The sequence below is a fragment of the Agrobacterium vacciniicorymbosi genome (assembly GCF_040427045.1).
In the GTDB taxonomy this organism is placed as follows: domain Bacteria; phylum Pseudomonadota; class Alphaproteobacteria; order Rhizobiales; family Rhizobiaceae; genus Agrobacterium.
In genome coordinates, this window is record NZ_JBETMF010000006.1 from 138,238 (window position 1) to 152,426 (window position 14,189).

Genomic DNA, 14,189 nt, shown 5'->3' on the forward strand with positions numbered 1-14,189 from the left:
AGAGCCGGAAAACAACGCGCTTTTGGCGTTTGACGCGGGATTATTTGGCCACAACCGCCGAGCGTTGACCGCCGATTGGCTGGCGCGAGGCCAAACGCATTTCGTATCGCGCAATGCCGCAGACAAGACCAAGATAGGCCCAATAATACATCAGCGTAATCGTTGGCGACGATATCCAGAACAGAAAGACGGCATAGGCGCCAGCCCGCAAAAGGGGATGTGGGCAGCGCCAGATAATGCGGAAAATGGCGACGAGGAAGGCACCGAGAAACAGCAAGCCCATGAGGCCCAGCTCCGACAATGTCTCGGCATAGACATTGTTGGGAATTCCCTTGTCCTTTTCCACGGCAAAATCGTTGCGGGTGAAATCCCAGCGCGTGCGACCCGGCACACCAAAACCATATTGCGAGATGCCCACCCCGATGACGACATTGTTCTGAAACATGCCCAAGGCTTCCAGCGCTGTCGCGGTGCGGTCACTGATGGACGAGTTTTCGCTATCGTCGGAAATCTTGTCCAGAACGAAGGTGTCGAGCAACGGCGCGCCGACGAACAGCAGCGGTACAGCCAGCAACAGGACCTTGATCTTCGACATGGCATTCTTGCTGGTCAGCATCCAGTACAGACCAGCCGCAGCCAGACCCAGCAATGCCGTGGTCGAGAAGGTCAAGAGCGCCGCCGTCAGCAGCAGACAGGCCCGCAATCTGTAGTACCTGTAGCACGCCAGCAGAAAGGACAGGATGAAAAACGGACCGGCATAATTGCCTTCCAGAAAGGTCGCGGCACGATAGAGGCGCATGCCCGCAAGGTCAATCATTTGCGGGTTATCAGGCATGCCGGGTAGATTTGGCAGAGACATCCCAGCCAGCGTCATCAGGAACAGTGCGAAATGCACACTGGCCGCAAGAAGCGCCCCGATAATCCACAGATCGACAGCAAGCTTCGGCTTGAAATAAGCGGCATAGGCCACGAGGTTCAGGCCCAGCACACAGATCAGCAGGTAGGCGGCTTTCGTCAACCCGTCGATCTCCGGCGACCAGCGCGCCAGATGCGAGAAGTTGCCGACATTGTCCAGAATTCTGAGATTGATGGTGAGGGCGATCACGCAATAAAATGTCAGCAAAATCCCGAAAATCAGCACCGGCACGTCGAAGACGTGGATGCGCAACATGAGAACCGCCGTCAAACCCCAGACGATGATGGCGATTTCGAAGACTTTCAGAGGGAATACGAAATTGACCGTAAACAGCTGCATGAAAGGCAAGGTCAGGATCAAAACGAAGGCAGCCCAAGGCACCGCGCCGTTGAAACCAGCCTTGGCGGCTACCAGCGGCGGGGCGTAATGCGGCGATGATTGCGCGATGTTGCTCATGCCGCCAGACCCTTTCTTGCCGATACAGAAAGGAGATCGGCTCTCAAAAGAACGCCAGCCATCATCAGGATGAAGCCGGACAGGCCACCCACGAAAGCGATGGTGTTGTGAGGCGGGCCCGCTCTGCGCAGGGGATAAGCGGCGGCGTCGATCACGCGCGGCTGCTCCTGCGCCGAACCGGCCTGCTCGGAAAGCTGGCGGGTTCTCAATAGGAACTCTTCGTAGACGGCACGGTTGGAGGCAAGCGTTCGCTCCAGCTCGCGCAACGTCACCATCGTGGTGTCATTCTCGTTCAGCTGTCCCTTCAGCTTGTCCAGCTGCGCGCTCAGCAAGGTATTCTGGTTTCTCAGTGTGCGAACATTCTGCACGGCGGCATTGGCGTGGTTGCGCAGCTCGCCATCGAGGATTTCAGCAATGGCGCGGCTGCGTTCCTGCGCCTGCTGATAATCTGGATGGCGCCTGCCGACCGAGGCCGCCAGCGCGTTCAGCTCCGCCCTGCTCTGCTCGTAGCGGGTCCGAAGTTGGACGATTGCCTGGCTCAGACTGGTGTCCGGTATGGAGGGACGATAATCAGGGTTTTTCCGCGCCTTATCCAGCTCGGCTGCAATGGCCTGCTGCTCTGCAATCTGGCCTGCCAGATCGGATATCTGATTGTTGAGTTCGGTGACCTGCCCGGCGATATCGGACTGCCCATCGATCAAAGCTATGTTGTTTTTGGCACGATAATCATTCACCGCGCGGTCGGCGGCCTCGACGGCAGCCTTGAGGCTCTGCAACTGCTCGGCCAGACTGTTGCCCGTCCGGCGAAAAACATCCGCAGAGCTTTGCTGGCGCTCCTTAAAGTAGATATCGGGTATCCGGTTGGCGATGCGCATGGCCCGTTCCGGCTGCGTATCGGTGACCTTGACTTCGATGATGTAGCTGTCGCCGATACGCTTGAGCTTAACGGCATCACGCAGCTTTTCGACCGCTAGCTGGGTTTTGCGCGCTTTGTCGGGATAATAAGGCGAGGCCGCACCGAAATCCGGGTCATCGTAAAGCTTTTCACTCTCCACCACCTGTCCCAGCACGAGATCGGAGGCGATGACGCCCTGTTGGCTGACCACATACCAGTCGACAGAGCGCTGCTGCTCCGGCTTTTGCAGATCGGTGGCGAAAATGCGCTGCCCATCCGGATCGAGCAAAATCTGCGTGTAGATGAAGTAGTAGTTGGGCATGAGAAATGAAGACGCGTAAGGCAAGCCGGCGCAGAGCAAGGTGACGAGGAAAATCAGCAGTTTTCTGCGCCACAGGGCTGCCGCGACATCGGCAAGCCCTATCAAGCCGCTATAAGCAGGCTGATCATATACAGGGCTGTTTTCGGCTGCTCTCGACATCTAGACAGCGCTGAAAATGGTGCGCGACGGTGTGACATCACGTCTGTGCATTGGCAGAAAATGAGAAAAACGATCCGTCACCAGCGCAGCAAATCTACCCAACATCGCCTGGTTACCAGCCTTTTGTCTTCAGCGTTGCCTGAACGCGATTTCGCGAATACCAGCCGATCATCCTCACACCGGGTGAGCCTCAATCGGGATCGAAACGACACTACTGTCGATTTTATTCAATTGCCGAATTTACGACTTAACTCATTAAGAAATGGTGTTGCGCCGCTGCGCGCCGGGACCGGCACGCAGCCTTGGTGGTGCTGATCTCACACTTTGCTCAGCGTTCGCTGCACAGCGTTCTTCCAACCCTTGATCTTGCGTTCGCGGGTTTCATCGTCCATCTGCGGCTCAAAGCGATGGTCGCGCGACCATGCCTGCGAAAACGCCTTCATGTCTGGCCACACGCCCGCCTTGCTGCCCGCAAGCCATGCCGCGCCCAGTGCCGTCGTTTCCAGAATGACCGGGCGGTCCACCGGTGCGTTGATGAGGTCGGACAGGCGCTGCATCGTCCAGTCGGAGGCCACCATGCCGCCATCCACACGCAGAACCGTGTCGCCATTTGCATTTTTCCAGTCCTTATGCATGGCGTCCAGCAGGTCGCCCGTCTGGTAGCAGACCGCTTCCAGTGCCGCGCGCGCAAACTCCGCAGGACCTGTGCCGCGCGTCAGGCCGAACATCGCCCCGCGTGCATCCGCATCCCAAAAGGGCGCGCCGAGGCCAACGAAGGCGGGTACCAGATAAACATCCTGCGAAGGGTCTGCCTTTTCGGCCAGCGCGCCGGTTTCCGATGCCGAACCGATGACCTTCAACCCATCGCGCAGCCACTGCACGGCAGCACCAGCGACGAAGATGGAGCCCTCGAGCGCATAGATCGTCTTGCCATCCAGACGATAGGCGATAGTGGTCAAAAGCCGGTTCTTGGAGCGAACCATGTCTTCGCCGGTGTTGAGAAGCGCAAAGCAGCCGGTGCCATAGGTCGATTTCAGCATGCCGGGTTCGAAACAGGCTTGCCCGATGACGGCGGCGTGCTGATCGCCCGCCACGCCGAGAATGGGGATCGGCGCGCCGAACAGTTCTTCATCCGCAACGCCGAATTCGGCAGCGCAATCTAACACTTCAGGCAAAACCGATGGCGGCACGTCTAGGATTTCGAGAAGCTGTTTGTCCCAGACATTCTTTTCGATGTTGAACATCAGCGTGCGCGATGCATTGGTGGCATCCGTCACGAAGGATTTGCCGCCCGTCAGCCGCCAGATCAGGAACGTATCGACCGTGCCGAAGCAAAGCTCGCCCTTTTCGGCCCGCTTGCGTGCACCCTTGATCTTGGAGAGAAGCCAGGACAGCTTGGTACCGGAAAAATAAGGGTCGAGCAGCAGTCCGGTCTTCTTGACGAAGGCCTTTTCGTGCCCCTCTTTCTTCAGCTTTTCGCACAGCTTGGCGGTGCGCCGGTCCTGCCAGACGATGGCATTGTGCAACGGCTTGCCGGTGTCACGCTCCCACAAAAGCGTGGTTTCGCGCTGGTTGGTGATGCCGATGGCCGAGATGTCGGAGGCTTTCAGCTTTGCTTTTTCGAGTGCCTGCTTGATGGACCAGACGACGCTTTCCCAGATTTCCTCCGGGTCATGCTCCACCCAGCCTGAGTCTGGAAAAATCTGGCGGAACTCCTTTTGCCCCGTTCCTGCCACCTGCATGGAGCCATCGAAAACAATGGCACGCGTCGATGTCGTGCCTTGGTCGATGGCGAGAATATAGCCGCCCATTCATGCCTCCCGGAATTCAATGTCGCGCAACACAATATGCGCAGCCCGTAAAGTCAAGCCACGGCAAGTGCGCACTGTTGTGAAATCCGATTGCCAGTTCCCCCGGTTTAAGCATAACCTGATGTAAAGCGTTGCAACGTTGGGTAAAAAGGGGAACGCATGCATCGGACTGTTATAGTAACCGGCTCTACCAGCGGTATTGGTCTGGCCATCGCGCAGGCCTTCGCGAATGATGGCTGCAACGTCATGCTCAACGGCTTCGGCGATGAGCACGAAATCGAAGACACGCGCCTTTTGATGGAGGCCGAGAGCGGCACACGTGTTCTCTACCACCCCGCCGATATGAGCAAGCCGGATGAGATTGCCGATCTGGTCAAAACCACCCACGAGAAAATGGGTGCGGTGGATATTCTGGTCAACAATGCCGGTGTGCAGCATGTGGCCCCGGTCGAGGAGTTTCCGCCGGAAAAATGGGACCAGATCATCGCCATCAATCTGACCAGTTCTTTCCACACCATGCGGGCTGCCATTCCGCTGATGAAGGCGGCGGGAAAAGGCCGTATCATCAACATCGCCTCGGCCCACGGGCTGGTCGCCTCGCCGTTTAAATCTGCCTATGTGGCGGCAAAACATGGTATCATCGGCCTGACGAAATCCGCAGCGCTGGAGCTTGCAGAGACAGGAATTACCGTCAACGCCATCTGCCCCGGCTATGTGCTGACCTCTCTGGTGGAAAAACAGATACCCGATACGGCCAAGGCACGCGGCATCAGCGAGGAAGAGGTAAAGAACGATGTTCTCCTGCGGCTGCAAGCAACGAAGGAATTCGTGACGGTCGAGGACATCGCGGCAACCGCGATCTTCCTGGCCAGTGATGCGGCCAGACAGATCACCGGCACGCATATTTCCATCGATGGTGGCTGGACCGCCCAATAACGACAAGCATACGAAGGCATGGCATGAAAGACGCAATCAGCTTCATCCTCAATAACGAGACCGTTTCTCTTCGGGATTTCGGCCCGACGGAGACGCTGCTCGATTATCTGAGGCTGCGAAAAAGACTGACCGGCACCAAGGAAGGCTGCGCCGAAGGCGACTGCGGCGCCTGCACCGTGCTGGTCGGTCGGCTGATCGATGGTTCGCTGCGCTATGAGACCGTCAATGCCTGCATCCGCTTCATGGGCTCGCTGCACGGCACCCACATCGTCACCATCGAGCATCTGGCTGGCAAGGATGGCGTGCTGCACCCGGTGCAGCAGGCGATGGTGGATTATCACGGCTCACAATGCGGCTTCTGCACGCCCGGCTTTGTCATGTCGCTTTATGGCCTCTGGCTGACGAGCAACAAGCCATCGCGAGCTGACATCGAAAAGGCCTTGCAGGGCAATCTCTGTCGCTGCACCGGTTACGAGCCGATCATTCGCGCCGCCGAAAGCGTGACGGCTGCCAAGCCAAGCACATTGTTCGACCCGATAGAGCGCGACCGCGCCAGCATCATGTCCCGCCTCTGGGCCATTCCGCTCAACGAGACGATTACCGTCACAAAAGATGACTGTCGTACGATCATTCCGGGCAACCTGCCGGAATTTGCCGCCGCCTATGCTGCCGAGCCAAAGGCCACCATCGTCGCTGGCTCCACCGACGTCGGCCTGTGGGTGACGAAGCAGATGCGGGCGCTGAACCCAGTCATCTTCATCAATCACCTGAGCGAGCTGCAATCGATCACTGTTGAAAACAACGGAATTTCGATAGGCGCTGGCGTGACTTACAGCCACGCTTTCACCGTTCTCGCAAAGTACATTCCACCCTTCGCCCGTCTGATCGACCGCATTGGCGGACAGCAGGTGCGCAACATGGGCACCATCGGCGGCAACATCGCCAACGGCTCACCCATCGGCGATACACCACCGGCGCTGATCGCACTCGGCGCAACGCTGACCCTTCGCTCCGCATCAGGCAACCGCACTATGCCGCTCGAAAAATACTTCATCGACTACGGCAAGCAGGACCGTTTCTCCGGCGAGTTTGTGGAGAAGATTTTCGTGCCGATCCCGTCTGAGGATGTGCATTACGCGGTCTACAAGATTTCCAAGCGCCGCGACGAGGACATCTCCGCACTCTGCGCTGCCTATTATCTGAAGCTGGATGAGGCAGGCACCGCCGAAGACCTCCGCATCGCCTTCGGCGGCATGGCGGCAACGCCGAAACGTGCTGCGAAGCTGGAAGAAGCGTTGATGGGCCAGCCGTGGACTATGGAGACCATCGAAGCGGCCCGCGATACCCTCGACGAGGATTTCCAGCCGCTGACGGACTGGCGCGCGACGGCGGAGTACCGGATACTGACGGCGAAGAACCTGCTGACACGGTTCTTTCTAGAGACATCAGGCGAGCGCCAGGAATTGCAGCGCTTCGTACTGGCGGAGGCCTGAGCCATGGACACCAACACCTTCGAGCGCACCAAAACCGTTGTCGATGGCAAGATGCATGGCTCCCTGCGGCATGATTCAGCGCACAAGCATGTCACCGGAAGTGCCGAATATATCGATGATATTCCCGAACCGGCGGGCATGATCCATGGTGCCATCGGCATGGCGGATCGCGCCCATGCCGAAATCGTTGCGATGGACCTGTCAGAGGTGGAAGCCTCGCCCGGAGTTCTATGGGTGATGACCGGCAAGGATGTGCCCGGCGAAAACGATGTCTCCTCCGGCGGTCGCCACGACGAACCGCTGCTGGCGGAAAAGCTGGTGGAGTTTCACGGCCAGCCGATCTTTGCCGTGTTTGCCGAAACCCGCGACATTGCCCGCAAGGCAGCGCGCAAGGCGAAGATCACCTACAACGATCTACCGCACTGGAGTGATATCGACGGCGCCACGGAAAATGGCGAACCGCTCGTCACCCCCGGCATGACGCTTCAGCGTGGCGAAGCCGAGCTGGAAATGGACGTCGCCCCACGCCGCCTGACCGGCACGATGCGCATTGGCGGGCAGGAGCATTTCTATCTCGAAGGCCACATCGCCATGGCGGTGCCGGGCGAAGACGATGAAGTGACTGTTTGGAGTTCCACCCAGCACCCCAGCGAAATCCAGCACATCGTCAGCCACATTCTGCAGGTGCCATCCAACGCCGTTACCGTGCAGGTGCGGCGCATGGGTGGTGGTTTCGGCGGCAAGGAAACACAGGGCAACCAGTTTGCGGCGCTCTGCGCCATCGCCGCCAAGAAGCTGAAACGCGCCGTCAAAATCCGCCCTGACCGCGATGAAGACATGACCGCCACCGGCAAGAGGCACGACTTCCGCGTCGATTATGAGGTGGGTTTCGATGACGAAGGCCGCATTCACGCGGTGGACGCCACCTATGCCGCCCGCTGCGGTTTCTCCTCCGACCTCTCCGGCCCGGTCACCGACCGCGCGTTGTTTCATGCGGATTCAAGCTATTTCTATCCGCACGTAAAACTGCAATCGAAGCCCTTGAAAACGCATACGGTTTCCAACACCGCCTTCCGTGGCTTCGGCGGCCCGCAGGGCATGCTGGGTGCGGAACGCTTCATCGAGGAAATCGCCTATGCGGTGGGCAAAGACCCGCTGGAAATCCGCAAGCTGAATTTCTACGGCCAGCAGGGCTCGGGCCGTACCACGACCCCCTACCATCAGGAGGTCGAAGACAACATCATCGCCCGCATCGTCGAAGAACTGGAAACCTCCAGCGACTATCAGGCGCGGCGACAGGCGATCATCGAGTTCAACAAGACCAGCCCTATCATCCGCAAGGGCATTGCGCTGACGCCGGTGAAATTCGGCATATCCTTCACCATGACCGCCTTCAACCAGGCGGGCGCACTGGTGCATGTCTATAACGACGGCTCCATTCACCTCAACCATGGCGGCACGGAGATGGGCCAGGGCCTCTACACCAAGGTCGCGCAGGTCATTGCCGATGCGTTTCAGGTGGATATCGACCGCGTCAAGATCACTGCGACCACCACGGGCAAGGTGCCCAACACCTCCGCCACCGCCGCCTCTTCCGGCACCGATCTCAACGGCATGGCCGCCTACGATGCGGCCCGCCAGATCAAGGAGCGGCTGGTCAAATTCGCCATGGAAAAATGGAATGTGGGCGAGGACGAGGTCACGTTTCTGCCGAACCGCATTCGTGTGGGAACGGAAGAAATCGGCTTTAACGACTTCATCAAACAGGCCTATTTCGCCCGCGTCCAGCTTTCCGCCGCAGGCTTTTACAAGACACCAAAAATCCACTGGGACAGAGCCGCGGGCAAAGGCACACCCTTCTATTACTTCGCCTATGGCGCATCGGTCTCGGAGGTCTCCATCGATACGCTGACCGGCGAATATATGATGGAGCGCACCGACATTCTCCACGATGTCGGCAAATCGCTGAACCCAGCCATCGATATCGGCCAGGTCGAAGGCGGCTTCATTCAGGGCATGGGCTGGCTGACGACAGAAGAATTGTGGTGGGATGCGAAGGGCCGCCTGCGCACCCACGCACCCTCCACCTACAAGATACCCCTAGCCTCCGACCGCCCGAAAATCTTCGACGTGAAGCTGGCGGAATGGGCCGAAAACGCCGAGCCCACCATTGGCCGCTCGAAGGCCGTGGGCGAACCGCCGTTTATGCTGGCGATTTCAGTGCTGGAAGCGCTGTCGATGGCAGTGGCCAGCGTTGCAGATTACAAGGTCTGCCCGAGGCTGGACGCGCCAGCGACGCCTGAGAGGGTGTTGATGGCGGTGGAGCGGTTGAGGAAGGTGTGAGGTGATGAGGCAAGCCTTGAGTTTGCGGCAGAACCCCCTCTGGCCTGCCGGCCATCTCCCCCACAAGGGGGGAGAAAACATGCCGCGCTCTCTCCGTCCCTCATGCACCCGCCTACTATTGAAGCGAAGACCTCGCCGCACGGTTTCTCCCCCCTTGTGGGGGAGATGGCCGGCAGGCCAGAGGGGGTTCGCGGGCACCAAGGCCAACGCCTATGCATGACTCCCCCATCTCCGCCTTTCTCGCCGGAGCAACCCCCACCATCCTCATCGAAATCACCTCCGTCAAAGGCTCCACCCCCCGCGAAGCCGGAACCTTCATGCTCGTCTCAAACACCGGCATCTGGCAAACCATCGGCGGTGGGCAGTTCGAATACATGGCCATCGACCACGCCCGCGCTTTGCTGGCGGGCAAGACCGCCATCGACACCATGGACATTCCGCTCGGCCCCGAAATCGGCCAATGCTGCGGTGGGCGCACATTGCTGACATTCACTAGGGTCACGCCCGTCATCGCCGAAGGGCTGAAGCAGCGGCTGGCGCAAGAGCATCAATCCCAACCCGCCGTTTTCATTTTCGGCGCTGGCCATGTGGGCAAAGCTCTGGCGGAGGCGCTGGCCCTCCTCCCCCTCTCCATCACCGTCATTGAAACACGACGTGAGGAATTAGTCGGGCTGCCCGAGACCGTGTCATCCCATCTTACCGCCATGCCGGAAGCGATGGTGAAAACCGTTCCCGCTGGCGGTACGGTCATTATCGTCACCCACGATCACGCGCTGGATTTCCTGATCGCCAAGGAAGCGCTCGCCCGTGACGATCTAGCCTATGTCGGCATGATCGGCTCCAAGACCAAACGCGCCACCTTCGCGCACTGGCTGGAGCGCGAAGGCGTGCTAGTTTCCACACTGGAGCGACTGGTTCTGCCCATCGGTGGAAATACCGTGAAAGACAAACGTCCAGCCGTCATAGCGACCTTGGTAGCATCCGAAGTGCTTCACGCAATTCATCGCTTTGGCGCTCTCGCCCCGGCCCGATCTGATCACGACCATCCAGCAGGCCAAGATCACGCTTGATGTGGTCCTGGATTTCGTCTTCCTGAGACGGGCTCACCTGGGCCGATTTCTTGGAAAACCAGTCCAAAATCCAGGCACGCGCAAATAGCCGTGGCCAGACGCTGAAAACGGCTGTACGCATATCATTTCTCCAAAGTTCTTTTGATGCTATGAAGAAGGAATGCACCTGTTTTCATGGAAAAACCAATGAAACTTCTGATCAAATGGATAAAGAGAACTTATCCATGAAACTATCCCGCAACGTCCCCTTAAATGCCATGCGCGTGCTGGAAAGTGCCGCCCGTCACCTGAGTTTCACCAAGGCTGGCGAAGAGCTTGGCATGACGCAGACGGCAGTGAGTTACCAGATCAAATTGCTGGAAGACTTCGTCGGCGCACCGCTGTTTCTGCGCAAGCCGAGACAGGTGGAATTGACGCAGGCGGGCGAGTTGCTGGCTGGCCGGGCGTCGCAAGCTTTCGGCATTCTCGCAACAGCGCTGGAAGAAGCGCGCAATAGAACAGCGGATGTTCTCATCATTTCCTGCACCACGACATTCGCGCACCAATGGCTGGCCAAACGCTTGGGCGTTTTTCAGGCACGCCACCCTAAAATCTCGGTGCAGCTGGCGCTCTCCAACGAAATCGTGGATTTCGCCCGCACCAACGTCGATATCGGCATTCGCTGGGGCAAAGGCGATTGGCCGGGCCTGACCAGTCGGCGCATCATGCGACTGGATTTCGCCCCCGTCGTCAGCCCCAAGCTGGCCGCGACCATCGGCGGTTTGAAGCATCCGGCCGATATTCTGAAACTGCCGATCGTCAGCCCCAATGACCGCTGGTGGAAACACTGGTTTGCGGAAGCAGGCGTGACGGAAACCGATCTCGACAGCAGAACCGGCAGCGATTTCGGCATCCAGAATCTTGAGGCGCAGGCGGCCATAGCGGGTCATGGCGTCGCCATCGTCAATCCCGTGCACTTCGCTGAAGACATCGCCTCCGGTCGCCTCCTTCAACCCTTCGACCTCGTTTGCAATGATGGGCATGACTACTGGATCGTCTATCAGGAAGGCCGCCGCAAGGTCGCCAAGATCAAGGCTTTCAGTGACTGGATGGAGGAGGAGTTTCCGACGGAAACGTGAAGGCCACTGTTTACCCTCAACAAATCTGTCGGTTTCGCAGGTTCCCTCTTTTCTGACGGTCGAATTTCTCGCACAGTGCGGTGCAACGTCAGGGGAACATAATGTACGAATATGCCATTGCGTGGGAATGGATGGCCTTTGCCGTCCGCTGGGTGCACGTCATCACCGCCATTGCCTGGATTGGCTCGTCCTTCTATTTCATCGCGCTGGATCTGGGGCTGGTGAAGCGCCCGAACATGCCGCCGGGTGTTTATGGCGAAGAGTGGCAGGTGCATGGCGGCGGTTTCTACCATGTGCAGAAATATCTGGTCGCGCCCGCTTCGATGCCGGACCACCTGACATGGTTCAAATGGGAAAGCTATGCCACCTGGCTTTCCGGCTTTGCCATGCTGTGTGTTGTCTATTATGGCGGCGCGGATCTGTTTCTGATCGATCATTCCGTGCTGGAACTGACGCAATTTCAGGCCATCTGTCTGTCGCTGGCATCGTTGGCCATTGGCTGGGTGTTTTATGATCTGCTGTGCAAATCACCCATCGGTAACAACACCTGGGGCCTGATGGTCGTGCTCTACATCGCACTGGTGGCGATGGCATGGGGTTATACGCAAATCTTCACTGGTCGAGCGGCCTTCCTGCATCTGGGCGCGTTTACCGCTACTATCATGTCGGCCAATGTCTTCATGATCATCATTCCCAATCAGAAGATTGTCGTCGCCGACCTCATCGCCGGTCGCACGCCGGACCCGAAATATGGCCGCATCGCCAAGCAGCGCTCGCTGCACAACAACTACCTGACGCTGCCAGTCATCTTCTTCATGCTGTCGAACCATTATCCGCTGGCCTTTGCGACCCAGTTCAACTGGATCATCGCCGCCCTGGTGTTCCTGATGGGCGTTACCATTCGCCACTGGTTCAACACGACGCACGCCCGTAAGGGCAGACCCACATGGACATGGCTGGTGACAGCGCTGATCTTCATCGTCATCATGTGGCTCTCCACCGTGCCGAAGGTGTTGACGGGAGAGCAGGAAGAAAAAGCAGCCAAGCTTTCGCCCGCCCAGCAGCTTTTCGCAGCCGATATGCATTTCGCCTCTGCGCGGGATGTTGTGCAGAGCCGCTGTTCCATGTGCCATGCGGCGGAGCCGGTTTGGGAGGGTGTTCCCTTCACCCCGAAGTCGGTCAAACTGGAAACGGATGCGCAAATTGCCTCCCATGCGCGGGAAATCTATTTACAGGCGGGCCGCAGCCATGCGATGCCCCCCGGCAATATCACGGCGATTACGCCGCAAGAACGCAAGGTGCTGACCGCTTGGTATGAGAGCGCCGTGTCCCAAGGAAAAACGGAATGAGCATGCTTCTGCTGCGCGGACGACTTCTAAGCTTCAACCACGCGCCGCACTCCATCGATGACACAGCCAGTTATCTCTATATCGAAGACGGCGGTCTGCTGCTGGAAAACGGCAAGATCAGCGCCATCGGTGACTACGCGGATATTCGCAAGTCAGCGCCTGACGACATCGAGGAAACGGATCACCGCCCTCACCTCATCGTACCCGGTCTCATCGATCTGCACATGCATTTCCCTCAGATGCAAGTCATCGGCTCCTACGCAGCCAATCTGCTGGAATGGCTCAATACCTATACCTTCCCTGAGGAATGCCGGTTCGTGGAAAGCGCACATGCGCAGCGTATCGCCACACATTTCTACGATGAGTTGATCCGCCACGGCACCACGACGGCTGCGGCCTATTGCTCCGTTCACAAGACATCCGCCGACGCTTTCTTTGCAGAAGCAATGAAGCGCAACATGCTGATGGTGGGCGGCAAGGTCATGATGGACCGCAACGCGCCGCAAGGCCTGCTGGACACACCGGAACTCAGTTACGATGAAACCCGCCAAGTCATTGCAGACTGGCATGGCAAGGGCCGCAACCACGTCGCCATCACACCGCGCTTCGCCATCACCTCGACACCGAAACAGATGGAAGCCGCACAAGCTCTGGCGCAGGAATTCCCCGATCTCTTCATCCAGACGCATCTGTCCGAAAATCTGGATGAGATCAAATACACCTGCGAACTTTACCCTGATGCCATCGACTATACGGATATCTATGTCCGTTACGGCCTGATGGGCAAAAAGACGCTGCTGGGCCACGCCATTCATCTGTCGGACCGCGAAGCCGATGTTCTCTCCGAAACCGGCGCGGTGGCCGTGCACTGCCCCACCTCCAACCTCTTCATCGGCTCCGGACTGTTCCCGATGAAGAAACTGCAACGGCGTGAAAAGCCTGTTCGTATCGCCGTGGCCACCGATATCGGCGGCGGATCAAGCTATTCCATGCTGCGCACCATGGATGAAGCCTACAAAATTCAGCAACTGCTGGGAGAACGTTTGAACCCACTGGAAAGCTGGTACCTGATGACTCGCGGCAATGCCGAAGCTCTATCCATGGTTGACCGCATCGGCACGCTGGACGCGGGTACGGATGCGGATATTACCGTGCTAAATGCAGCATCCACACCGGCAATGGCACTCAAAATGGAAGTGGTGAACAGTCTGACGGAAGAGCTGTTTCTGATGCTGACCATGGGGGATGACCGTACTGTGGTTGAAACTTATATTGCAGGAAAACCAGTAAAAAGTGTTATTTAGTCAAAACTAAACTTGAG

Annotated in this window: 10 protein-coding genes; 7 read left to right on the plus strand and 3 right to left on the minus strand. The window is 58.1% G+C overall.

What is annotated here, in order from left to right:
• Positions 1–40 precede the first annotated feature (40 nt).
• The 3 genes from ABUK73_RS11455 to glpK form a co-directional block, all read right to left on the minus strand.
• Positions 41–1,372: an O-antigen ligase family protein gene (locus tag ABUK73_RS11455; protein ID WP_353577385.1), complete on the minus strand. Its 1,332-nt coding sequence runs from the start codon at positions 1,370–1,372 to the stop codon at positions 41–43.
• A complete protein-coding gene (locus ABUK73_RS11460; protein ID WP_353577386.1) occupies positions 1,369–2,748 on the minus strand; it encodes a GumC family protein in 1,380 nt (459 codons plus the stop codon). The genes ABUK73_RS11455 and ABUK73_RS11460 overlap by 4 nt, the downstream gene beginning before the upstream one ends.
• Positions 2,749–3,065: 317 nt before the next feature.
• Positions 3,066–4,559, minus strand: a complete 1,494-nt coding sequence (glpK, locus tag ABUK73_RS11465) for a glycerol kinase GlpK (RefSeq protein WP_353577387.1) — start codon at positions 4,557–4,559, stop codon at positions 3,066–3,068.
• 159 nt (positions 4,560–4,718) lie between these two features.
• Here glpK and ABUK73_RS11470 point away from each other — a divergent pair, with 159 nt between their 5' ends.
• The 7 genes from ABUK73_RS11470 to guaD all read left to right on the plus strand — a co-directional run bounded on the left by ABUK73_RS11470 (position 4,719) and on the right by guaD (position 14,172).
• Entirely contained in the window at positions 4,719–5,495 is a 777-nt protein-coding gene (locus tag ABUK73_RS11470) for a 3-hydroxybutyrate dehydrogenase (RefSeq protein ID WP_353577388.1), read from the plus strand.
• A 23-nt stretch (positions 5,496–5,518) separates the two neighbouring features.
• Positions 5,519–6,988 carry a xanthine dehydrogenase small subunit gene (xdhA, locus tag ABUK73_RS11475; RefSeq protein ID WP_353577389.1) on the plus strand — a complete coding sequence of 490 codons (1,470 nt, stop codon included), beginning with the start codon at positions 5,519–5,521 and terminating at the stop codon, positions 6,986–6,988.
• A 3-nt stretch (positions 6,989–6,991) separates the two neighbouring features.
• On the plus strand, positions 6,992–9,331 hold the full coding sequence (gene xdhB, locus ABUK73_RS11480; protein ID WP_353577390.1) for a xanthine dehydrogenase molybdopterin binding subunit: 2,340 nt from the start codon (positions 6,992–6,994) through the stop codon (positions 9,329–9,331).
• 212 nt (positions 9,332–9,543) lie between these two features.
• Positions 9,544–10,401 (plus strand): xanthine dehydrogenase accessory protein XdhC, encoded by an 858-nt coding sequence (gene xdhC / locus ABUK73_RS11485; RefSeq protein WP_353577391.1) that lies wholly within the window; start codon positions 9,544–9,546, stop codon positions 10,399–10,401.
• 224 nt (positions 10,402–10,625) lie between these two features.
• Positions 10,626–11,519 carry a LysR substrate-binding domain-containing protein gene (locus ABUK73_RS11490; RefSeq protein WP_353577392.1) on the plus strand — a complete coding sequence of 298 codons (894 nt, stop codon included), beginning with the start codon at positions 10,626–10,628 and terminating at the stop codon, positions 11,517–11,519.
• Between the two features lie 101 nt (positions 11,520–11,620).
• The gene (gene puuD, locus ABUK73_RS11495) at positions 11,621–12,868 is read left to right on the plus strand and encodes a urate hydroxylase PuuD (protein ID WP_353577393.1); all 1,248 of its coding nucleotides are present in this window, start codon (positions 11,621–11,623) and stop codon (positions 12,866–12,868) included.
• Positions 12,865–14,172 (plus strand): guanine deaminase, encoded by a 1,308-nt coding sequence (guaD, locus tag ABUK73_RS11500; protein WP_353577394.1) that lies wholly within the window; start codon positions 12,865–12,867, stop codon positions 14,170–14,172. Before puuD ends, guaD begins: the two co-directional genes overlap by 4 nt.
• Positions 14,173–14,189 lie beyond the last annotated feature (17 nt).